The sequence below is a fragment of the Brevibacillus sp. FW301-21C12A genome (assembly GCF_058788915.1).
In genome coordinates, this window is the sequence record NZ_JBYTBG010000001.1 from 166,517 (window position 1) to 189,805 (window position 23,289).

A 23,289-nucleotide genomic window follows, 5' to 3' on the forward strand; every position below is an offset into this window, starting at 1 on the left:
CAAGCATTACGCTTGCCTACTGTGCTGCTGCTTCTTTCATTTTGATGGTGATGTTCGACGGCATGAACTTCATTTTGGACGTATCGACTACCGCTCCGTTCACCGTCAATTCGACAACGGTCGGCTTTCCGAGACGCACATACGCCGATTTCCCCAGTTCAATCGTGATTTCTTCCTTGGCTCCCTTTTTCAGTTCGCCTTCCTCGACGTACTTTTTGCCTTTTCCTTCCGATACCCCGAACCAGCTTCTGTCTTCCTTCACTTTCAGGTGGACGGTGATTTTTTCTCCACCCTGCAGGGAGTAGTTGTACATGGAACCTTGCTGCGAATCGAACGTGATCGTCGCCTGAGAAGTGACCTCTCCCGGCTCGGGTGTCGTCGTTCCCGGCTCAGGGGGAGGCGTGACAGTAGATGGCGGTTGCGGCTGCTGCGCGATCGGCGAGGTGGGAACCCCTCCACCTTTGTCCGGAGTGACGATTTCCGCTCCAGGAGTGACTGTTCCGCTTGGTACAGGCTGCGTGCTGATATTGCCGTTGTTATTTACTGCTGCGATGTAAATAACGCCGATAATCAAGGCAATGAACAACACCAGCAAAGTTTTGGTGACCCAACGCCCCGCCTGCAGCGGATTATTCGCGGAAGCAACTCTCCGGCGACGCAATCTCTCCACTTGCTCCGTTGGCGGCTGGGCTGGCAAATCGGCCTGGAAATGCGTCAGGATGTGATTCGGGTCCAAACCGACGGCTTCCGCATAGCTCTTTATGAACGCACGCGCATAAAAGTGGCCAGGAAGTACATGAAAATGACCTCTTTCAATGGCTTCCAAATATCGCCGCTGTATCTTGGTGATTCGTTGGATGTCGTCGAGCGTGATTCCTTTTTCCTCGCGGGCCCTTTGCAAGACTTGACCTAGCTCAGACACAGTTGCCCCTCCTTAATTCATGTCAAAATTATCAAAGCCGCGATTGTTAATCAGCTCGTATGTAATCTCCTCATCTGGATAGTGGCGAAGTTCGATAATGTAGTGGAAATCAGACATTTCGTACTCAGACTCCCGCACAAAAATATCCGGATGCTCAATGATTTTCGCGGCAGGAAAGTTCATAATCTCCCGAAGCAGGGTGTAGTGCTTCTCTGTCGATCGCAGCGTTGAAACAATCCCATCTATCAAATATACATGATCGGTAGACATTTCATCAATGGCTAAGGAGCTTCGCACCGTTTGTCGCAGCAAAGTTGAGGAAATGAACGTCCAGCGCTTGTTCGCCGATACACTTGCTGCAATCATCGACTCCGTCTTCCCCACGCGAGGCATTCCCCGGATGCCGATTAGCTGATGGCCCTCTTTTTTCAAAATCTCGGCCATGAAGTCTACCAAAAGCCCCAGCTCGTCGCGCACAAAACGGAACGTTTTTTTGTCCTCGCTGTCACGCTCGATGTACCGGCCATGCCGAACGGCAAGACGGTCGAGCATGGTCGGGGGACGCAACCTCGTTATGGTTATGTTGTCCATTTTTTGCACAACATTGCGCAAAACCTCCATTTTTTCATCGTCGTCCGTCAAGAGCAGCATGCCGCGTCGCATCGTATCCACGCCGTTGATCGTCACGATATTAATGTTCAACATCCCCAGAATAGAAGACACGTCCCCTAACAGACCCGGACGGTTGCGGGCAATTTCGTACTCCATGTACCATTCTTTTTTCGCTTCCATATACAATCCTCTCCGCCACCCAAAATGATCTTCTTCTGTAGTATATCACGTTCGTATCATTCGACAAACGCGAAAAGAAAAATCCCCATGAATAGGGGATTTAAACGTCTAGTTGCCACGATTGACATTATCGGAATTTTGAACGAGCTTCACCATGAGGGAAGCGAGTGCTTGCTGTTGCTGCTGATCGCCCGCATCCCAGAGCTGCTTCAACAGACGCTCTTGTTCGTTTTTCGGGTCGACCTGCTCTGCCAGATAGCCTCCAATCTGGTACGCTACGTTTTCCAGTGTCTGGCTTTCCATGCCAGCCTGTTTCGCCTGCTCTACTCGCTCTCCGAGAAACTCTTTCCAGTCGCGAAAGTTGTCCAAAATCGACATTAGGAAATTCCCTCCTTTTTTCGTTGCGGCAACGGTCTTCTACCGACCGCCCACACAAGAGGTAGACTTCCACCATTTCTCGGAAATTATTCACGAGAGCGGGAACAGGACTTACGTGTACCAGCCGCCGTTTGGACTGATGATCTGGCCTGTGACGTAGCTTGCGTCTGCGGACAGCAAAAAACGCACGACAGCCGCCACCTCGCGGGGGTCGCCCAGGCGGTTCGCGGGGATTTCGTCCGCGATCATCTCCACTTCATCCGGGGAAAAACGCTCCATCATCCCGCCCTGGATCGCTCCGGGAGCAACCGCGTTGACCGTGATGCCATTCGGGGCCATTTCCTTGGCGAGCGCTTTGGTAAACGTGTTGATCGCGCCTTTGGTCAAAGAGTAAAGCACCTCGCAGGAGCCGCCAGTCAGTCCCCAGATCGACGAGACATTGACGATTCGTCCGTAGCGCTCGCGCAGCATCGCAGGCAAGGCAGCCTGGCAAACCAAAAAGGCGGAGCGAACGTTCATCGCCACCAGCTCGTCAAACGTCTCGACAGACACGTCGGTAAACAACCCGACGTGATCGGCCGAGGCGTTGTTGACAACGAGAAGCGGCGGCGCTGACATCTGCCCGAACATCGCCGCGATCTGCCCAGGATCGCGCAAGTCAGCCTGCAGCTTGACGCAAGGGACAGCGCGCTCAGAGCACAGATGCACCAGCCGGTCCAGCTTGTGCTCTGAGCGGTTGTAATGCAGGTAAAGGGGCACCCCTGCTTCCGCCAGGTAGGTACCGATCGCCTGGCCGATTTCTCCGGAAGCCCCCGTCACCAATGCCCAAGGCATTTTTTCCGTCATGCTCATGTTCTACTCCTGCGGCGAAGCGGAACGCACGATGGATACCGCCATTTGCTCCTCGAGAAAATGCTCCTGCAGGCGCGTCTCCGCTTCTTCGCGTGTAATTGACTCCAACGTTGGCACCACGGAGAACAGATCGTTTCCGTTGAACTTGAAGCTCGTAAACTGATTGGCGATAAACTCCACGGAGTTGAGCGAGCGCAGGAAATGGCCGATCTTTTTCCGCTTGGCCCGCTCGAACTCCTCCTGGCCGATCCCTTTTTGCTTGAGCTGCGCGATTTCTGCCTTGATCGTCGCCACGAGCCGATCCGGGTCGGGCGTGTCTCCGCCGATGATCGTATAGGCGTAGTCCTGTTCGCTGCTGTAGTCAAAATCAAAGCTGTCCGTAATCAGCTCGCTCTCATACAGCCGCTCGTAAATGGCTGAACTGGTGCCAAACGCGATATCCAGCACGAGCTTCGTCGTCAAATCTCTGCGCAGCAACGCTTCTTTGGTCAGTCCCGTTTCCTTTTCCTTGATGCCGATCATGCACTTGGGCAGACCGACGGTGAGAAACGCTTCGATCTTTTCCTGAGCCGGTGCGGCAGGCTCCTCGGGAAATACCCGGGTAATTTGCGGTGCGGGCGGAAATTCCTTTTTCGTCTGGTTCTCGCGGATCAGCTTCATGATCGCCTCCGGTTCAAACGAGCCTACGACCAGAAGCAGCATGTTCGCCGGATGGTAAAACGTTTCATAGCATTGGTAGAGGTATTCTTTGGTGATGTGCGAGATCGTTTCGATCGTGCCCGCGATTTCGATGTTGATCGGATATTTTTGGTACATCGCCTTGAGCAGATTCATGTACACTTTCCAGTCCGGATTGTCGTCGTACATCGTAATTTCCTGACCGATGATCCCTTTCTCCTTTTCCACGCTGGCATCCGTGAAGTACGGCTCCTGCACGTAATCGAGCAGCAGATTCAGGTTGTCGTCCAGCTTGTCTGTGCATGAAAACAGGTACGCGGTACGGTTGAAGCTGGTGAACGCGTTGCAGGAGGCTCCGTTTTTGCTGAACTCGTGCATGACGTCGCGATCTTTTTTCTCAAACATTTTGTGCTCAAGAAAATGCGCGATTCCGTCCGGCACATTAATCTCTTCGCCGCTGCGCGTCTTGAAGTGGCTGTCAATCGAGCCATAGCGTGTGGTAAATACGGCGTACGTCTTGCTGAAGCCTTGCTTGGGAACCAGGAAAACTTGCAGCCCATTGTCCAATGTTTCGTGGTAGACGGTTTCGTTTACTTGCTCAAAAACAGTCGTCTGCATAATTACGCCTCTCCCTTCTTGTCGCGCAGCAAGTAGATCGTATCGATTGCTACCTTATTCGCCACCCGTTTGATGTCTTCGATGCCGGCCTTCTCAATTCCCGCGAGCAGTTCATCCAGCTTGCGCTTGCGGCCGCTAATCACGCCGTTGTAAGTGAAATCAATCATGCCGCGGGCGCTGTCCAAAAGCTCGCGAAACTGGTTGGACAAGGTAGCTCGCGTCTGCGTCAGCTCTTCCTCGGAAATATTGCCTGCCCGCATCTGCTCCAACTGTTCCTTGATGATCTCGACTGCGCGCTTGTATTTGCCGACGTCGATGCCGGACATAATCATCATGATTCCTTTATGGCTCTCCAGGCGCGATACAGCGTAGTAAGCGAGGCTTTCTTTTTCCCGGACATTGACAAACAACTTGGAATGCGGGAATCCGCCCAAAATGCCGTTGTACAACAGCAAGGCCGGATAGTCGTCATCCTTGTACGTCACCTGCGTGCGGCAGCCGATATTCAGCTTGGCCTGGTTCACATCGAGGCGATCGACGACTTCCTTTTCTTCCGCAACTTGCTTGGTCGCGCCACCGAGCTGCAACTCGCCCGCTGCCTTGCGCGCAAGCGGGATGTGCGTGCGGATCGCATCGGCCACTGTTTGCGGCTCGACATCCCCGACGACAAACATGTTGATCGGATTGGTTGTGGTGATTTCCTGAAAATAGCGGTACAGCTCCTGGCCCGTGATCGCCGGCAAGTCTTGCACTCGCCCCTGGACCAGCAGGGAGAACGGCTCTCCTTTGCACATCTCTTCTGTGACGCGCTGATTGGCGTACTTCATCTTGTCGTCAATCAGGCTCTCGATCCGCTTTCGCAGCGCTTCTTTTTCCTGCGTCACATACTTCTCGGCAAACGCATTGTTTTGCACATACGGCCGCACCAGCATGTCGCCTACGAACTGAATCGCCTGCTCCAATAGCGCGTCCTCTTTAGACAAGTACTTCTCGTTCGGCACCTCCATATAAATTTGCAGGATTTGCCGTTCGCCTTTTTTCATGACATCTACATCAAAAATGGCGCCGTACAAAAAGTCGAGGTGCGCACGCAACAGCTTGGTCTCCGGAAAACGGGCGCTCGCCCGCTTCATGACGTTCGCCAGCAGCGCGGTCTTGGTCACGTGTTCCTCCGACAGAGCCTGTTCAATCATCGTCACGATCGTCGTAGTCTTGAATTTGGCGGTCGGAAGAATATGTACGTTCATCCCGTTCATTTGGGAGCTTTGAAACGCGATCTCAGACGTCTGTGCTTTCATGGCAACTTCTCCCTTCTCCATCTGCTTATACTTCTCTATTGTAACCAATTGGCAGGCCATCTTTCATCAGAATCTTCCATTATAACTGCCTGTTTTCCATCGTATGCGCCTGCGGCCCGCCGTAAGACTCCTCGCTTTCGTCCTTTGGCGTCCGGCTGTTCCTGTGTTTTTTTCGCGAAAAAGAAAAAGAGCAAGCCGGCCTTTTCGGGCGCGTGCTCGCTCTCGATGCTACATATCCATATAATCCCAATCTCTGGTATCTTCCGAAGTGACGCCTTCTTCCACGAACCGGCCGCAATCAGAAGACAGGCAAAGCACGCCATCCAACTGCTCGTCGTGAAAAGGCAAGCCGTGATTTCCTCCACAGTATGGACAGATCCACATACGAAAAGCCCTCCTATTCGTCAGGATTCCTTACCGTATAGTCTGTCCCATTACCCAAACAAGCTTACCACTTTGTTTTGCTCCCAGTAACGAAGGTAGTCGTACGGATCGACAGCTCGTCCGTTGTCATTCCGATACAGCCCGAAATGCAGATGAGGCGCAAACATCCCCACCGTACCTGGACCGCCATAGCCTGTATCTCCGACAAATCCGATCAACTGTCCTGCCTTGACCGTCCCCCCGACGCGAAGGCCGGGAGCGTAGGCGCTGAGGTGGGCGTAATACATGCGAAACTGCCCGTTTTTATCGGTAATGTTGATCCGCCAGCCGCCGTACGTATTCCAGCCTACGCGATTGATCGTCCCGTCCGAAACCGAATAGATCGGCGTCCCTTTTGGCGCCATGATGTCGATGCCTTCATGCCTGCGGACACTGCCGTTGTGGCTCTCCGTCCATTCGCGATCGGAACCGAAGCTGTCGCCATACGGCTCGTACCAGCTCGCATCGTTGAACGGAAACAAGTATTCCTGACCGAGCAAGCGTTTATCTCCGACCTTGTCTGCCAGAGGATGCTCCGCTTTTTTCGCCGCGTGCGGCAAAAACAGAATTTGCCCAATCGTCAGTTGATCGCTGGACAAGTAGTTGTTTTTCTTGATCGCACTCATCGTCGTCCCGTGGCGAAGCGCAATGGCCCCGAGCGTGTCATTTGGCTGCACCACGTACGGATTGGCGGCTTCCTCTACCGTGACGGCACGATCCTCCACAGGCTTTGTCTGCACGTGCGCCACGGACGACGTCGCGTCCCACTCCACCTGGTAGCCGAGCGCCTCGCTGACGAAGCGCAGCGGCACGAGCGTACGTTGATTGACGATAATCGGCGGCGCCTCCAGCGTAACCCGCTCCCCGTTCACATACGCCAGCCGACTGTTGACATCGAGCGAGACATGCTTGCCTTTTTGGCCAAAAGAAACGCGCTGTTGCTCGGCATCATACTCGACCTGCGACCCTGTCGCTTCGGCAATCACCCGGATCGGCACGAGCATCCGTCCGTTTTGGCGCAGCGGCAAAACGTCAGACTCCACCCCTTTGCCATCCACTACCAGCGATATGACCGGACCTGGCTCTTTTGCCGCTGCCGTACTGGCTAGTCCGCCAGACAGCCACAGACCAAGACAGGCAAAAAAAGCGCCCAGAATCCCGGCAGAACGTAAACGGCTGCGCTTATGTAGCCAGCAGTTCATTTCTTTCCCTCCCCGCGCAATCTCACAAGAAAAATTATCGCATACGGAAAGGAACGGGTTCCAGACGCAAATTATGTCAACTGATCCTTAACGAGAGCCGGTATCGTACGGTTTGCCCAGTGCGGCAGGAGCGTTGGAGCGTCCAACCAGACCAGCCATGACCAAAATAGTCAGTACGTACGGCAGCATGAAAATAAACTCGGTCGGAATGAACTTGGTCAGTCCGAAAATCTGCACCAAAGACTTGATCGCTTGGGCAACCCCGAAGAACAAGGCAGCGCCCATCGCTCCGGCCGGATGCCATTTTCCGAAAATCAACGCGGCAATCGCGATAAACCCTTGGCCGGATACGGTGTTATGGGAAAAGTTGCTCGTCGTCGTCAGCGAGATTGTCGCCCCGCCCAAAGCAGCCAGCGCACCGCTAATCATGACAGCGGTATAACGCATTCTTTTCACGTTGATCCCTACCGTGTCAGCAGCGCGCGGATGCTCACCGACCGCGCGTAGACGCAAGCCGAACGGAGTTTTGAAGATCAGGTACCAGGTCAAAAAGACCGCGATAAACGCCAAATAGCTCGTCGGATACGCTTCAAAGATAGCATGTCCCAAATACGGGATGTCGTGCAAAAGCGGAATTTCCCACTTAGCAAAGACGCTGGACAAGGTCGTTGTCTGGCCCGCGCCGTTAAAGATGATTTTGGTCAAGTACACGGACAGACCTGCCGCCAAAAAGTTCAAGGCCACGCCGCTGACTGTCTGGTCCGCTTTGAAGGTAACGGAAGCGACAGCGTGCGGAAGGGCAAAAATCGAACCGGCGATCCCCGCCAAAATAAAGCCGATCCACGGAGCGAATGCTCCCAGCGAATCTTGGAACGCGTACGTAATGACGGCACCTGTAAAGGCACCGATAATCATCATGCCTTCCAGCGCAATATTCACGACACCAGAGCGCTCGGAATAGAGCCCGCCCAGAGAGGCAAAAATCAGGGCAGTGGAAAACACGATGGTATCATGAACGAGGTTGCTAAGAATGACTCCCCAATCCATCAGTTTCCACCTTCCTTTTTCTTCTTCAAGATTGGTTTGACAAAAATTTTCACGATGCCGTGCGCCGCCACAAAGAAGATGACCGAAGCGATTACGACACGGATCAGCTCAACAGGCACGCCAGCGCCGAACTTCATGCCGGCTGCCCCGAAAGTGAGAATCCCGAACAAGATGGCGGCAAGCACGACGCCAAGCGGCGTATTTCCGCCGATCAACGCGACAGCGATACCGTCGAAGCCATAGCCTGGCTGCGCAGTCATGATCGCCTGGTAATGGAACACGCCCAAAATCTCGCAAGCGCCGCCAATCCCCGCGAACATGCCGCCGATGAACATCGCATTGACGACGTTGCGGTTTACGTTCATCCCCGCATATTCGGAAGCGTGCGGATTCAGACCTACGGCACGCAATTCGTAGCCGGACTTCGTTTTCCAAAGAATGACGTAGAAAAAGATAGCGGCAAGCACAGCAAGCAAGGTTCCCCAGTGCAAGCGGGCACTGTCAAACATTTGCGAGAGCCAGCTAATCGTAATCATGGATGATTCCTTAATCATTTCCGAACGCTGTTGTCCGGCCGGGATGAAAAACGCATTCATGACCCAGTTTGCCAAGTACAGCGCGACCCAGTTCAGCATGATGCTGGTGATAACCTCGTTCACGCCGCGAGCGGCTTTCAAGTAACCGGCAATCGAGCCCCACAGGCCGCCTGCTACCGCACCTGCAATCACAGCGAGAGGAGCGTGGATGTAAGCAGGAAGATCAAAAGAAACCCCTACTGTCGTCGCAGCGATCATCCCTACAATAAACTGCCCCTCTGCCCCAATGTTGAACAGTCCTGTCCGAAAGGCAAACGCCACTGCAAGACCCGTAAAGATCAGCGGTGTAATCTGCCGGATCGTTTCCCCGAAGTTATACGCGCTTCCGAATACCTTTTCAATCAGGGCCATGTAAGCCTGAATCGGGTTGAAGCCGCCTGCCAGCATGGCGATCGCCCCGGTCAGCAGGCCGAGAATGATCGCGACGACAGGAACGAGGAACGATTCTTTTGTAAAGACGGCAATCACTTTATTCATCGTTTCCTCCTCCAGGCATTCGTTTTCCGCCGGACATCATCAAGCCCAGCTCTTGCTCGCTCGTCGATTTCGCATCGACAATTCCTACAATGCTACCTTCATAAATCACGGCAATCCGGTCAGAGACGTTGATGACCTCATCCAGCTCCAAGGAAAGCAGCAGAACCGCTTTGCCTTTGTCGCGTTGCTCGATCAGACGGCGATGAATAAATTCGATCGCCCCTACGTCCAGACCGCGTGTAGGCTGCGCCGCGATCAGCAAATCCGGGTTTTTGTCCACTTCCCGGGCGATAATCGCCTTTTGCTGGTTCCCTCCGGACAATGCTCGCGCTGGCGTGTAGATCGACGGCGTGCGCACGTCAAACTCCTCAATCAGCTTGGCCGCATGCTTGTCAATCGCGCCATAGTCGAGAAAGCCGTTTTTGTTAAACGTCGGGTGGAAATACGTTTCCAACACCATATTCTCGCTCATGGTAAAATCGAGAACCAATCCGCGCTTATGACGGTCTTCCGGAATGTGCGACAAGCCCGATTCGGAAATATCCCGCGGCGACTGGTTCGTAATGTCTTTGCCATTGAGAAGGACACGGCCACTGGTTGCTTTCCGCAACCCGGTCAAAACTTCAATCAGTTCACTCTGCCCGTTGCCGTCTACGCCTGCAATCCCCAAAATCTCGCCCGCCCGCACTTCCAGGCTGAGATTGTTCAGCGCATTGACGCCGCGGTTGCCCATGGCGGTGAGGTTTTCGACAGCGAGGATGGTTTCCTTCGGCTTCGCCGCGGTTTTATCCACGCGGAAGTTGACTTCGCGCCCCACCATTTTGGCTGCCAGTTCGTCCGGGTTCGTGTCTTTAACCAGCACGGAGTCAATCACTTTCCCGCGACGGATAATCGTGCAGGCGTCGCAGACGGCCATGATTTCCTTGAGCTTGTGGGTAATCAGGATGATGGTCTTGCCCTCTTTGACCAAATTATGCATGATTTCAATGAGTTCATGAATTTCCTGAGGGGTAAGAACAGCAGTCGGCTCGTCAAAAATCAAGATGTCGGCCCCGCGGTAAAGCGTTTTCAAGATCTCTACGCGTTGTTGCATCCCTACGGAGATATCCTGAATCTTTGCTCTAGGATCAACCTTTAGCCCGTATTGATTTGACAGCTTTTCCACCGCTTTTTCAGCGCTTTGGATATCTATTTGCAACCCGTTTTTCGGTTCGTTTCCTAATACAATGTTTTCTGTTACCGTAAACGTCTCCACAAGCATAAAATGCTGGTGCACCATCCCGATGCCAAGCTCGTTGGCAACGTTAGGGCTTGTAATCTTCACTACTTTTTCGTTGATAAGGATTTCGCCTTCATCTGGTTGATACAGGCCAAACAAAATGTTCATTAACGTCGACTTGCCTGCGCCATTCTCGCCGAGAAGCGCATGAATTTCGCCTTGCTTGACAGAAAGCGTGATGTTGTCGTTTGCCACAATCCCCGGGAACCGCTTGGTAATCCCTCGCATCTCAACTACTTTTTTTACCGAACTCAACCATGCTCACCCCATTTTTTTGGGTTTAGTGTGAAGGTAAAGAACAAGGCCAGTTCCTAGAACCAGCCTTGTCCATTTGCCGCTTCATCGTTTTACTTGTCTGGCACCGAGATTTCGCCTTTAACGATTTTTTGCTTGTATTCTTCAACCAGCTTCAGTACGTCTTCTGGAACGTTCTTATTGGAAGTGGAAGCCAAGCCTACACCGTCTTCAGCAAGACCGAGCCATTTGATTTTACCGCCCTCGAATTTACCTTCGGACAGGTCTTTGGATACACGGAATACAGCTTCGTCAACGCGTTTTACCATGGAAGTGAGAGTAATCTCGTCACCGAATGTCAGGGATTGGTCTTTGTCTACACCGATTACCCAAACGTTTTCGCCTTTAGCTTTGCGGTCTTTTGCTTCGTTAAATACGCCATCACCTGTACCGCCGGAAGCGTGGAAGATGATGTCAGCGCCTTGACCGTACATTTGGGAAGCAGTGGATTTGCCAAGGTCAGGCTTGTCAAATGCACCTGTGTACACTTTGATTACTTTAACGCTAGGATCAGCCGCTTTTACCCCTGCTTCGAAACCAACTTCGAAACGTTTGATAACCGGGATTTCAACGCCACCAACGAAACCGACTGTTTTCGTTTTGGTCATTTTCGCTGCTACTACCCCAGCGAGGAAGGAACCTTCGTGCTCTTTGAAGAGAACGGATTCCACGTTAGGCGCATCTACTTCCGCGTCAATGATCGCCAGTTTCGCATCTTTGTTTTCGTCAGCTACTTTTTTCAGGTGATCGCCCATCAGGAAACCGATACCCCAAGTCAGATCCCATTTGTCTTTTACAAATTGAGTCAGGTTAGGTACATACTCAGCATCGCTGGTGGATTGCAGATAGTTTACGCTGTCTTTTGGCAGGTTCAGCTCGGTTTGGAAACGTTGCAGACCTTCCCAGGCACTTTGGTTGAAGGAGTTGTCGTTTACGCCGCCAACGTCCGTAACCATACCAACTCGGATCGCTGTTTTGGCACCGCCTTCAGCGCCGCCATTGCTTGCGCCAGTCTGACCTTGAGGTTGTGCTTCTGGTTTGCTTCCGCAGCCAGCAAGAACAAGCGACAGGCTGAGTGTTGCCACAGAAAGCACGGATAGAACTTTCTTCATCTGAGATTACCCCCTGTTTTTGGTTGATGAAAATTGTTGAGTGAGGTTTCCCCCACGATTACAACCGTCTCCGCACGACGTGAAAGTGAATTTTGTCAGCTCTGAAGTAGTTATGGGAGTATAAAACCGGCTTTTCACTTTCGTCGTAATGAATCTGCTTGAGCAAGAGCAATGGTGTAGATTTGTCGCAGTGCAGCAGATTGGAAACCTTTTCATTGTAGCCCATGGGTTCAATGTGAGCCACTGCATACGAAATTCGCACCCCTGTAGCGCTCTCCAGCCATTTGAAAATGGACTCCCCGCCAGCCGTGTAGCCTTCTGGCACCAAGCGCGCAGGAATACGGTCGATACAGTAGACCACTGGTTCGCCGTCGGCCGTCCGAATGCGCTCTACCGTCAGCACGCCTTCGCCCGGATTCAAGGCCAAGCTTTTCCGCTCCTCGTCTCCTGCCTCGCCAAAGTACGTCTTCAGGATCATCGTTCCTGCTGTGTATCCTTGGCGTTCAATTGCATCCGTCACACTAAAGAGTTCCCCAATTCCGCCTGAAAAAACAGGTTTGGAATTGATAAATGTCCCTACACCGTGTCTGCGAATGACAATTTTCTCTTCTTCCAGAAGACGGAGCGCCTCGCGAAGGGTTGCCCTGCTTACGCCTAACTGCTTGGATAGTTCGGCTTCGGATGGGAGGCGTTCACCGGGACGCAGTTGTCCGGTTTCGATATCACTCTTGATTTTGTCCATAACCAAGAGGAAAAGTGATCGAACATTCCCTTTGATGCTCATCGTCAATTCACTCCTGTTGTCCGCTAGCCATCCCAACAGGTAGGACGTCAGACCTCTGATTCTCATGAGACGTGATAACAACAATTCCCCTCAATCTGTTAAAAATTTTACATGAGGGTCGTCCATCATGCAAGTCAAATATTTTTAACTGCGGCCAGAAAAAATGACTTTGCCAGTTGCACGACACCAGCAAAGTCAAGGGATTTAGGAAATATTGGATTCAATGGAAGGACGAGGCACACGGACCTCTCGCGGCTTCGACCCTTCGTACGGGCCGACGACTCCTTGCGCTTCCATCATGTCGATCAACCGAGCCGCTCGCGTGTAGCCTACCCGCAAACGCCGCTGCAAAAGCGAGGCCGAGGCCGTTTGCGCTTCTGACACGATCTGGACAGCCTGATCGTACAGCTCGTCATCCACGACAGCCTGCTGCTCCTCCTGCACTTCTCCCGGAATCATTTCTTCGTTGTAGCGCACTTCCTGCTGCTCTTTGACAAAGCGGACAACTTCCTCGACTTCCTTGTCAGAGACGAAGGCGCCTTGCACGCGAATCGGCTTGGAGGCTCCCATCGGCAAGGAGAGCATGTCGCCTCTGCCCAGCAACTTCTCCGCTCCGCCCATGTCGAGAATCGTGCGGGAGTCCGCCATCGAGGAGACGCCAAAGGCGATCCGGGAAGGGATGTTCGCCTTGATGACCCCTGTGATGACGTCAACAGAAGGACGCTGTGTCGCAATAATCAAATGAATGCCGGAAGCGCGCGCCATTTGCGCGAGGCGGCAAATCGCGTCCTCGACCTCGCCTGGGGCGACCATCATCAGGTCAGCCAGCTCGTCGACGATGACGACGATGTACGGTAAAGGCGGGCCCTGCACTTGCGCATTGTACATCTCGATGTTGCGGCTGCCCGTTTTCGCAAACAGGTTGTAGCGCCGCTCCATTTCGGCCACGACTTTTTTCAGCGCGACCGAAGCCCGCTTCGGATCTGTCACGACCGGGGCCAGCAAATGCGGGATGCCGTTGTAAACGTTCAGCTCGACCATTTTCGGGTCAACCATCATCAGCTTGACTTCGTCCGGTTTCGCCTTGAACAAGATGCTCATAATCAAGCCGTTGATGCAGACTGACTTCCCGCTGCCCGTAGCTCCGGCCACCAGCAAGTGCGGCATTTTCGTCAGATCGGCCACGATCGGCTGGCCCGAAATATCGCGGCCCAAAGCAACGGTCAATTTGCCTGGCGCATCCTGATATTGCGGCGATTCCAGCACTTCGCGAAGCGACACGACGGCTACCTCGGAGTTGGGAACCTCGATACCGATCGCCGATTTGCCTGGAATCGGCGCCTCGATGCGAATGTCTTTGGCTGCAAGCGCCAGCGCCAGGTCGTCTGTCAAACTGACAATCCGGCTCACTTTTACCCCCGTGGCTGGCTGCACCTCGTAGCGGGTGACGGCCGGGCCGCGATGCACTTCGGAAACCGTCGCGCTTACGCCAAAGCTTTTCAACGTTTGCACCAGCTTGAGCGCATTCGAGGTGTGGTCCACATCTTTGGCCGTTCCCGTTGAACGCGGTCTGGACAGCATCTGCAAGCTCGGCAGCTCATATGGCACCGCTGGCTGTTCTTCTGCCGTCTCCAGCGTCCCGAAAATCTCTTCGTCGCCTTCCAGGGCAAACGTAATTTCCTGTTTCGGTTGTGCGGCAACAGGCTTGGGCGTTTGCGCAGGCTCTGCCGGCCCCCCATCGTCTTCCATCGCGATCCGGTCGGCAAAATCGTGAATGACAGGAATGACAGGCTGCTCCGCTGCCTGCTCGTCGAAGTTCGCCTTCAGCTCTCGCACAGAAATCGCATCCGGGTCAGGCTCGCCAGCTTCTGCCAGCTTCTGCTTGCGCTGCGCGTCCGCTTCCTTCGCCTCTTTTTTCCGGCGCTCGCCCTCTTCCTGCAAAAGCTGCACGGAGTCTTTGACCGTCTCCTTCGCCTTGCCGTAGAAAAGTGCGATTTTGTCCCGGACAAACATCAAAATGTTCACATAAGAAAGATTGAACAGAAACATAAGACCGACGAGAAACAAAAAGACGATAATTAAGCCAGTCCCGATCGTTCCGACGAGGCCGTTTGTGACAGCGAAGAAAAGCGCCCCCACCATGCCCCCGCCCACTCCGGTCGTGGACACTTTTTGGCTGTGATCGAGCCAAATTCTGTCCCATGTGACCCGAATGATGCTCTGCTCGGCGAATTTGCCGTCAGCCGTGATCTGCTTGTACAAAATCATATGGTCCCACGTCAGGATCGCTACACCGATCAGCGCAATCCCAAGCACGCGATAGGTGAGCCGCGGCGCCTGTCTCGTAAACATCATGTGGACAGCCATTCCGATCATCAGCACAGGGATGAGAAAATCCCAGGAGCCGGCAACGAACCGGAACATAAACGCCAGAATATTTTTGCCCAGCCATCCGCTTTCCAGAAGTCCGATCAAGGACAGCACAATAATGAGCAATCCGAGCAGCTCTATTTTGACAACCGAGGCCAATGCCGCTTGTGACCGCTCTCTTTTTCTCCTACTCAATGGCACGCCTCCTTCTGTGCTCACTAACGCTATGTACAAAAATGGTAAAAAGGCAGCCGTATTTTGTTCGGCTGCTGTTCGTACATCATTAGTATAACACAGGAAATTCATAGAAATACAGGACTTCTTAGACGAGCCATTCGGGGTGAAACTGAACTTTTTGTCCGGGGGCGTAATGGGCTTTCAAATAGTCTTGCGGGTCCGGGCTAATCAGCCTGACGATTCTTCCCTCATACGGTCCGGTCCGCTCCACCAGCATAGTCGCATGGCCGTTCGTAATCTCTTCCAGTTCCTGCTTTTCCACCTGGTCCATGTTGGCAAAAACCGTCTCCGTCGGGATAATCGAGTATAAAATCATTGAAGAACCCGCCCCTCCCCGTTTCTTGCTTTTTCAATCAGCTCATTCAGTTTTTTCAGCGCCTTGCCCAGACCGCCGACCTCGTCGATCAAGCCGTACTTGACGGCATCGACGCCGATGACATTCGTTCCGATGTCACGCGTCAGCTCGCCTGTGCGCGTCATCAGCTCGCGAAACTTCTCTTCGGAAATATTCGAATGACGGGCGATAAAGCTGACGACGCGATCCTGCATCTTGTCCAAGTATTCAAAGGTTTGCGGAACGCCGATCACGAGTCCGGTCAGCCGAATCGGGTGAATCGTCATCGTCGCCGTTTCCGCAATAAACGAATACGTGCCGGCAACCGCAATCGGAACGCCAATGCTGTGACCGCCGCCGAGAACAAGGGTCACGACAGGTTTGGACATCGAGGCTACCATCTCGGCAATCGCGAGTCCTGCTTCCACGTCTCCGCCCACGGTGTTCAAAATGACGAGAACTCCTTCGATCTTGCTGTTTTGCTCGGCTGCAACCAGTTGCGGGATGAGGTGTTCGTACTTGGTCGTCTTGTTTTGCGGCGGTAACTGAATATGCCCTTCTACTTGTCCGATAATGGTCATACAATAAATATTGCTTTCCAACTGCGGTACGTTCGTTTGCCCCAATTGGCTGATCGAGTCCAGAAGCTTTTTCTTCGGATCTTCCTGGGCTGGCGCTTCCGCAGGCGGCGTAGCAGCAGGCTCCTGTCCGTCCGGAGGCGTGCTTTCCGAGGCTGCGCCTTTGTCGTTGTTCGCCAGTGAGCTTGTAAAAGGCGGCCTATTTAAAAATTGGTTGTATGGTTGCTTCGACATGGATGATCCTCCCTCACTTTCCTCTGTAGTATGGATAGCAGATGGGAAAATCATGCGCCGCGAAAGACCAAAAAAAGCCAGGAACCCCGTTGTTTTGGGGGATTCCTGACTCTTTTCCTAGCCTTACACTTCCATGATAATCGGCAAGATCATCGGACGGCGACGAGTTTGCTCGTACAAATAACGTCCCAATGATTCTTTTACGTTGTTTTTGAGGGATGACCATTCGTTTACATTTTCTTCCATGCACTTGACAAGTGTTTGGGTCACTATGCGATTCGCTTCATCCAGCAGCTCCTCGGATTCACGCACGTAGACGAAACCGCGAGAGATGATGTCTGGACCAGACAAAATCGTGCCATTTTGTTTGCTGAGTGTAACGACAACTACCAGTATGCCGTCTTGGGACAGTAATTTGCGATCTCTAAGTACGATGTTTCCAACATCGCCGACACCCAGGCCGTCAATCAGGACATTGCCTGCGTGGACTTTCGGGCCATAACGCGCCCGGCCCCCGGAGATTTCCACCGTGTCGCCGTTATCCAGCAAAAAGATGTTCTCCTCTGGAATGCCCACCTGTTCAGCCAGCAAGGAATGCATTTTCAGCATCCGGTATTCGCCGTGAACGGGAATAAAGTACTTAGGCTTCATTAAATTCAGCATCAGTCGCAGTTCTTCCTGACTGCCATGACCGGAGACGTGGACGGTTCCGTTAGGTCCATGGCCGCCATAAATCACATCAGCGCCAATTCTCGAAAGCTGGTCAATCGTGCGCGCTACATACTTTTCATTTCCCGGAATCGGGGTCGCTGCAATAATGACCGTATCTCCTGGAAGGATGTCAATTTTCCGATGGGCGGATCGGGCCATGCGTGTGAGCGCAGACATTGGCTCTCCTTGGCTTCCAGTAGATAAAATAACGACTTGCTCAGCAGGCAGCTTGTTGATTTCGTCGCTCTCGACAATCAAGCCTTCCGGAACGAACAAATAGCCCAGCTCTCTGCTGATATTGATGACGTTTTGCATGCTCCGGCCGACAACTGTCAGCTTGCGGTTGAACTGCACGGCTGCATCCACGACTTGCTGGATGCGGTGCACGTTCGACGCGAAGGTAGAGACGACGATTCGTCCCGTCGCCTTGCTGAAGACGTCTTTGATCGCGATGCCGACAGAGCGTTCCGATCCGGTAAATCCAGGCCGTTCCGCATTCGTACTGTCAGACAGCAAGCACAATACACCACGATCGCCAATCATGGCCATTTTTGCCAGATCGGCAGCCTGGTTGTTGATCGGTGTTTGGTCGAACTTGAAGTCTCCTGTGTGGACGACGTAGCCTTCAGGCGTTTCCAGGCATACTCCCACACAATCCGGAATACTGTGATTCACCCGGAAAAAAGTCGCTTTCATTTTTCCGAGGACGACCTCTGAATCGCTGTTAATCAATACTCGCTTCGTTTCGTTTAGAATACCCGCTTCTTTCAATTTTGCATCAATCAGGCCGAGGGTAAGTTTTGTCGCATAAACCGGGACTTTCAAATGCTTCAGCACATAGCTGAGGCCGCCGATATGATCTTCGTGTCCATGCGTAATAATGATACCCCGAACTTTGTCGCGGTTCTCTTCCAAGTAGGTGATGTCCGGAATCACCATGTCAATTCCCAGCATTTCCTCTTCCGGGAATTTCAATCCGGCATCAATCACTACGATGTCGTCCCCGCTTTGTACCACATACATATTCTTCCCAATTTCGCCGACTCCGCCCAGGGCGAAAATGAGAACAGAGTGATTCGACTTTGCCAAACGTGTAACCTCCTATATTTAGTTGTCATGTCCACTCAAAAAAACCGCCCCAAATCACTTATTTTCATTATACCCGAAGTGAAAACCCGAACACAAGGAAAAAGAGCCATCCCAATTGTGGAATGGCTCTTTTACGCATCTCGTGCTTTTTTCAGTTAGGCAAACAACGAGTGAACAAATGCTTTTTCCTGTTCGTTCAGCTCCACCAATGGCAGACGTACTCCCCCCACGGAAACGCCGAGCTTTTCCAGCGCGACTTTGGTCGGCCCCGGGCTCGGATACGCGAACAGCCCTTCAAACACAGGCATCAGCTTGCGGTGAATGCTCGCCGCTTCCGCGTGTTTTCCTTGGAAGAAGGCGTCCATCATCTCGGTCATTTGCGGGCCGACAACGTGGCTCGCCACACTGACAATGCCTACCCCGCCAATCGACAGGATGGGCAACGTCAAGCCGTCGTCACCGCTGTACAGCTCGAAGCCTTCCGGAGCATGCTCGATAATTTGCGCCATCTGCCCCAGGTTGCCGGAAGCTTCCTTAATGCAAACGACGTTGGGCAGCTTTGCCAGACGCAAGGTCGTCTCTGCCGTCATGTTCACAACCGAGCGGCCAGGTACGTTGTACAGCATGACAGGGAGGTCCGTCGACTCTGCCAATGCTTTGAAATGAGCGTACAGACCTTCCTGGGACGGCTTGCTGTAGTAAGGAGCCACAACCATGACAGCGTCTACGCCGATGGACTGAACCTCCTGGGTGAACTCGATGCTGGACGCGGTGTCGTTGCTGCCCGTTCCGGCGATAATGTGGCACTTGCCTTTTGCATACGCAACGGCGTGGCGAAACAGTTCCAGCTTCTCAGCGCGGGAGAGCGTCGGCGACTCGCCTGTCGTTCCGCTCAGTACGATGCCTGTCGTCCCGTTGGCAATCAGGTGATCGATCAGGCGCTCCGTTTTATCGAAATCAATCTGTAATTGTTCATTAAAAGGCGTTACCATGGCGGTAACCAGCCGACCAAAACGTGCCACTAGCTTTCCAACTCCTCTTGTTGTAATCAGTAGGCATCAAAAATGAAAATAAGAGTGCTCACATATGGTGGGCATGCAGATTGAACTGTTGATGCAAGGCACGTACGGCCCGCACCATTTCCGCCTCATGCACCAGTACCCAAATGGTCGTATGGGAGTCGGCCGATTGCAAAATCTGAATGTCTTCTTGCGTCAGAGCCTCAACGATTCGTGCCATGACGCCCGGCACTCCTGTCATTCCTGCCCCGATGACGGAAACCTTTGCGCAATGCGGCAGCAGTTGCGGTTCGTAGCCCATATCTGTCAAGAGCCGCGCTGCTTTCGGTCCCATCTCGTCGTGAACGGTGTAGGCAACCCCCAGCGGATTCACGTTGATGAAATCGACACTGATGTTATTCGTTGCCATCGTTTTGAATACTTGCAGTTGTGTATCGTAGTAGCCTTCCTTGTTGGCCACCTTGATCTGGGTAATGTTCGGCACGTGGGCAATCCCCATGACGACCCTGTCCTGAACCGAATACCCCTTCTTGCCGATCTCCAGCATGGTCGTCACAAGTGTGCCAGGGTCGTCCGAAAACGTAGAGCGAACGCGAATCGGCACGTTGGCCTGCATAGCGATTTCTACCGCCCGCGGATGAATCACTTTTGCTCCCAGGTGAGCCATGTTGCAAATCTCGGTGTACGTCACCATTTCGAGCGGCTGCGCTTCTTCGACGATGCGCGGGTCCGCTGTCATGATGCCCTCTACATCCGTAAAAATGTCTACCATCTCCGCTTGCAGGGCAACGCCGAGAGCTGTAGCTGTCGTGTCGCTGCCACCGCGTCCCAGCGTCGTAATTTCCCAATTCTCTGTCCGCCCCTGGAAGCCGGGCACGATCACGACTTGGCCTGCATGCAGGTCTTGCAAAATGCGGCTCGGGTCAATCGACATAATTTGCGCATTCGTAAAATCGTCGCTCGTCACGATGTTGGCCTGGCCGCCAGTCAAGATAGTAGCCTTGATGCCGCGGGAATTGAGCATGCTGCACATGACAGTCGCGGAGATGATCTCCCCTGTATGCATCAGCATATCCATCTCGCGGCGAGGCAGTTGGTTCCCATTGCTGCGAACCAACTGCAAAAGTGTATCGGTTGCGTACGGGTCGCCTTTGCGCCCCATGGCCGATACGACAACGACGAGGGCATAGCCTTCGTCGATCGCTTTTTCTATATGGTAGATTGCCCTCATCCGGCAATCTTCCGTCGTCAAGGAAGAACCACCGAACTTCTGGACGAGAATCTTCACAAACCTCTCCCCTATGCTCTTGCTTTGATGAGTTCTTCAGCGATTTGTACTGTATTCCATGCTGCACCTTTGAGAAGGTTGTCAGAAACGATCCACATATGCAGTCCTCGAGGATGATGGAGATCACGACGCAAGCGGCCGACAAACACATCTAGCTTGCCGGTAGCATCCGTAGCCAGAGGATATTGCTGTTCTTGCGGCGCATCTACCACCACAACGCCTGGGGCGTTCTCCAGGAGAGCTCTTACCTCGTTCAGGTCGTAATCCTGTTTCAGCTCCACGTAAACTGACTCACTGTGTCCGTAAACGACCGGAATGCGTACGCATGTGGCAGAAACCTGCACAGTGTCATCACCGAAGATTTTTTTGGTTTCATTGACCATTTTCATCTCTTCGTAAGTAAAGCCGTTGTCAGTAAACACATCAATTTGCGGAATCGCGTTGAAGGCAATTTGATGGTGAACAGGCAGTTTTCCTACAGGCAGGACATGACATTCTGCTTCTTTTCCGTCCAGAACGTCGCGGCTCTGGTCGCGCAGCTCGTTGATTGCGGACTGGCCGGCACCAGACACTGCCTGGTAAGTAGAAACGATAATGCGGTCTATTCCAAAACGATCATACAAGGGTTTCAGAGCGGCTACCATCTGAATGGTAGAGCAGTTTGGATTCGCAATGATTCCTTTATGAGCGAGAGCGGCGTCCATGTTCACCTCTGGCACAACGAGCGGCACATCCGGGTCCATCCGGAATGCGCTGGTGTTGTCGATTACGACGGCGCCGTGACGCACAGCGTGAGGAGCCAGTTCCTTGCTCACGCCTCCTCCCGCGCTGAACAGGGCAAAATCGATTCCCGCAAAGCTCTCAGGAGTAGCTTCTTCCAGGACAACTTCTTGTCCCTTGAACGTGACTGTCTTGCCGGCAGAACGTCCGGAAGCAAGCAGCTTGAGCTGTTTAATCGGGAAGTTGCGCTCTTCCAGTAAGCGAATCATTTGTTGTCCGACTGCGCCAGTCGCACCGACTACTGCTACATTGTAAGTCAGTTGGTTAGCCATCTCTTACTCTCCTCCTAATCGCGAAAAGCAGGTGAATTGTTTTTTTGTGTTTGGTTTAGTAGTTGAATCTTTCGATGAGCAAGGGTTGCAATTGCCTACCTTCCAATGCCGCCTCGCATGTTTCCAGTAACAGGTCCATGCGGGCAACGAGCGAGTTTGGCTTTTTGTCCGGAGCATCCTGCCCGAACGGCACGAAATAGATATTCTTCGCCGCCAACAGCTTGGCAATATTGGCAGCGTTTAATCCCAGACCATCATTGGTGGAGATTGCGATGACAAGCGGTCGCAAATTGCGCATGGTCGCCTTGGCAGCCATGAGTACCGCGCTGTCGGTGATGGCATTTGCCAGACGGCTGGTCGAGCTGCCCGTGCAGGGAGCAATCACCATCACGTCCAACAATTTTGAAGGTCCCAAAGGTTCTGCCTGGGGAATCGTCGAAATCAGTTCCTCCCCTGTCAAATCCTTGAGCTGCTGTTGCCAGCTCTGCGAGGTTCCAAAGCGCGTGTCCGTCGTCATGATCGTATTCGAAACGATCGGAATCACTCTCGCTCCGGCGTCCACAAACCGCTTGATTTGCGGCATGGTTTCTTCAAACGTGCAATGCGATCCTGACAATCCAAAGCCAATGGTCTTTCCCTGCAGCATGCTCATGTTGACTCCCCCCTGGTTCTCCTCTGCTCCGCAATGAGACGCGACAAAATCTGGGCCAAAATCTGCCCTGCGGTTTTCGGTGCAACGATTCCAGGTAATCCGGGAGCGAGAAGCGCTTTGATGCCTCGTCTTTCGGCGTATCGAAAATCTGTCCCTCCCGGCTTGGAGGCAAGATCGAGAATAAACGCCGATTGCGGCATTTGCGCAATGATCTCTGCCGTGAGGAGTAACTGCGGGACGGTATTAAAAATGAAATCAGCATTCGTGACTTGTTGCTTTAGCTCACTGATCGGGAAGGGAGTCAATCCCATCTCATAGATGCGTGCCAAGTGTTCCTGACGCCTAGCCCCCACTCTAACACGCGCTCCCAGTGCATGCAGGGCCCGGGCCATAGACAAACCTGTTCGACCTAATCCCAAAACGATTGACTGAGATCCATGAATCGTGATATCCGTATTTTGAATCGCCATCATGAGTGCTCCCTCCACCGTCGGGATGGAGTTATAGATGGCTACGTCATCGCGATCCAGCAGCTCCACGAGGGGAGTCTGCTTGGATGCCAACAGTTTTTTCAGGTAAGGTTTTGCCATTCCCGTATATACCACGCAATGCTTCGGCAAGCTTTCCACGTGTTGATCCAGAAGCTGCAATTGTTTCGAGCAAAAGATGCTTTCCACAAAGCCTTGGTCATCGGTTCCTACGATGGGCAGGATGAGGGCGTCCACGTCTTTCAACACATCGCATGTTAATGGTCTCTTCGTTGCCCCTGTAAAATTGCTTTCCAGGTTGTCGAAGCCAACTAACGTGACACTGGCGTCCAGTTGAATGCATCGCTTGATGACTTCCAACTGGCGAGCGTCTCCGCCAATGAAGGCAACATGTATGCCGGTTAGCATGCTGCGTTCCCCTTTCCACACATTTTACTGCATTAAATGATCGGAACGCAAAGGTTTTCCTCTTGAAAAAGTTGACG

The 23,289-nt window shown here is 52.9% G+C and carries 22 protein-coding genes; all 22 read right to left on the reverse strand.

The features are described 5' to 3' along the window. Positions 1-16: 16 nt before the first annotated feature. The 22 genes from AC3WQH_RS00880 to dpsA all read right to left on the reverse strand — a co-directional run bounded on the left by AC3WQH_RS00880 (position 17) and on the right by dpsA (position 23,212). A complete protein-coding gene (locus AC3WQH_RS00880) occupies positions 17-922 on the reverse strand; it encodes a helix-turn-helix domain-containing protein (RefSeq protein ID WP_005834104.1) in 906 nt (301 codons plus the stop codon). 12 nt (positions 923-934) lie between these two features. Further along, positions 935-1,714, reverse strand: coding sequence for a YmfK family protein (locus AC3WQH_RS00885; RefSeq protein WP_005834105.1), 780 nt, complete (start codon positions 1,712-1,714; stop codon positions 935-937). A gap of 108 nt (positions 1,715-1,822) precedes the next feature. Continuing rightward, positions 1,823-2,092: a DUF3243 domain-containing protein gene (locus AC3WQH_RS00890; protein WP_005834108.1), complete on the reverse strand. Its 270-nt coding sequence runs from the start codon at positions 2,090-2,092 to the stop codon at positions 1,823-1,825. A gap of 111 nt (positions 2,093-2,203) precedes the next feature. Beyond that, complete coding sequence (gene ymfI / locus AC3WQH_RS00895; protein WP_005834109.1) at positions 2,204-2,938, reverse strand: elongation factor P 5-aminopentanone reductase; 735 nt, start codon at positions 2,936-2,938, stop codon at positions 2,204-2,206. 9 nt (positions 2,939-2,947) lie between these two features. Next, on the reverse strand, positions 2,948-4,240 hold the full coding sequence (gene yfmH / locus AC3WQH_RS00900; RefSeq protein WP_005834111.1) for an EF-P 5-aminopentanol modification-associated protein YfmH: 1,293 nt from the start codon (positions 4,238-4,240) through the stop codon (positions 2,948-2,950). A 2-nt stretch (positions 4,241-4,242) separates the two neighbouring features. Then, entirely contained in the window at positions 4,243-5,538 is a 1,296-nt protein-coding gene (gene yfmF / locus AC3WQH_RS00905; RefSeq protein ID WP_025846062.1) for an EF-P 5-aminopentanol modification-associated protein YfmF, read from the reverse strand. A 228-nt stretch (positions 5,539-5,766) separates the two neighbouring features. Next, the gene (locus AC3WQH_RS00910) at positions 5,767-5,922 is read right to left on the reverse strand and encodes a hypothetical protein (protein ID WP_007786872.1); all 156 of its coding nucleotides are present in this window, start codon (positions 5,920-5,922) and stop codon (positions 5,767-5,769) included. 50 nt (positions 5,923-5,972) lie between these two features. Further along, entirely contained in the window at positions 5,973-7,163 is a 1,191-nt protein-coding gene (locus AC3WQH_RS00915; RefSeq protein ID WP_005834117.1) for a stalk domain-containing protein, read from the reverse strand. A gap of 87 nt (positions 7,164-7,250) precedes the next feature. Further along, the gene (locus tag AC3WQH_RS00920; RefSeq protein ID WP_005834119.1) at positions 7,251-8,210 is read right to left on the reverse strand and encodes an ABC transporter permease; all 960 of its coding nucleotides are present in this window, start codon (positions 8,208-8,210) and stop codon (positions 7,251-7,253) included. Continuing rightward, the gene (locus AC3WQH_RS00925; RefSeq protein ID WP_025846068.1) at positions 8,210-9,283 is read right to left on the reverse strand and encodes an ABC transporter permease; all 1,074 of its coding nucleotides are present in this window, start codon (positions 9,281-9,283) and stop codon (positions 8,210-8,212) included. Before AC3WQH_RS00925 ends, AC3WQH_RS00920 begins: the two co-directional genes overlap by 1 nt. Next, positions 9,276-10,790 carry an ABC transporter ATP-binding protein gene (locus tag AC3WQH_RS00930; protein ID WP_174435221.1) on the reverse strand — a complete coding sequence of 505 codons (1,515 nt, stop codon included), beginning with the start codon at positions 10,788-10,790 and terminating at the stop codon, positions 9,276-9,278. Before AC3WQH_RS00930 ends, AC3WQH_RS00925 begins: the two co-directional genes overlap by 8 nt. Before the next feature lie 119 nt (positions 10,791-10,909). Then, entirely contained in the window at positions 10,910-11,968 is a 1,059-nt protein-coding gene (locus AC3WQH_RS00935; protein ID WP_005834125.1) for a BMP family ABC transporter substrate-binding protein, read from the reverse strand. 58 nt (positions 11,969-12,026) lie between these two features. Further along, positions 12,027-12,752, reverse strand: a complete 726-nt coding sequence (locus tag AC3WQH_RS00940; RefSeq protein ID WP_005834128.1) for a GntR family transcriptional regulator — start codon at positions 12,750-12,752, stop codon at positions 12,027-12,029. Between the two features lie 204 nt (positions 12,753-12,956). Further along, positions 12,957-15,323: an FtsK/SpoIIIE family DNA translocase gene (locus tag AC3WQH_RS00945; RefSeq protein ID WP_035422725.1), complete on the reverse strand. Its 2,367-nt coding sequence runs from the start codon at positions 15,321-15,323 to the stop codon at positions 12,957-12,959. Positions 15,324-15,444: 121 nt separating this feature from the next. Further along, complete coding sequence (locus AC3WQH_RS00950; RefSeq protein WP_005834131.1) at positions 15,445-15,675, reverse strand: YlzJ-like family protein; 231 nt, start codon at positions 15,673-15,675, stop codon at positions 15,445-15,447. Beyond that, positions 15,672-16,505: a ClpP family protease gene (locus AC3WQH_RS00955; protein ID WP_005834133.1), complete on the reverse strand. Its 834-nt coding sequence runs from the start codon at positions 16,503-16,505 to the stop codon at positions 15,672-15,674. Before AC3WQH_RS00955 ends, AC3WQH_RS00950 begins: the two co-directional genes overlap by 4 nt. A 123-nt stretch (positions 16,506-16,628) precedes the next feature. Beyond that, positions 16,629-18,305: a ribonuclease J gene (locus AC3WQH_RS00960; RefSeq protein ID WP_005834135.1), complete on the reverse strand. Its 1,677-nt coding sequence runs from the start codon at positions 18,303-18,305 to the stop codon at positions 16,629-16,631. Between the two features lie 155 nt (positions 18,306-18,460). Next, complete coding sequence (gene dapA, locus AC3WQH_RS00965; protein ID WP_005834137.1) at positions 18,461-19,327, reverse strand: 4-hydroxy-tetrahydrodipicolinate synthase; 867 nt, start codon at positions 19,325-19,327, stop codon at positions 18,461-18,463. Between the two features lie 58 nt (positions 19,328-19,385). Further along, positions 19,386-20,612 (reverse strand): aspartate kinase, encoded by a 1,227-nt coding sequence (gene dapG, locus AC3WQH_RS00970; protein WP_005834139.1) that lies wholly within the window; start codon positions 20,610-20,612, stop codon positions 19,386-19,388. Between the two features lie 11 nt (positions 20,613-20,623). After that, complete coding sequence (locus tag AC3WQH_RS00975; protein ID WP_005834140.1) at positions 20,624-21,664, reverse strand: aspartate-semialdehyde dehydrogenase; 1,041 nt, start codon at positions 21,662-21,664, stop codon at positions 20,624-20,626. A 55-nt stretch (positions 21,665-21,719) separates the two neighbouring features. Beyond that, positions 21,720-22,316: a dipicolinate synthase subunit B gene (locus tag AC3WQH_RS00980; RefSeq protein ID WP_007786853.1), complete on the reverse strand. Its 597-nt coding sequence runs from the start codon at positions 22,314-22,316 to the stop codon at positions 21,720-21,722. Then, entirely contained in the window at positions 22,313-23,212 is a 900-nt protein-coding gene (gene dpsA / locus AC3WQH_RS00985) for a dipicolinate synthase subunit DpsA (RefSeq protein WP_005834142.1), read from the reverse strand. Before dpsA ends, AC3WQH_RS00980 begins: the two co-directional genes overlap by 4 nt. Positions 23,213-23,289: the final 77 nt, after the last annotated feature.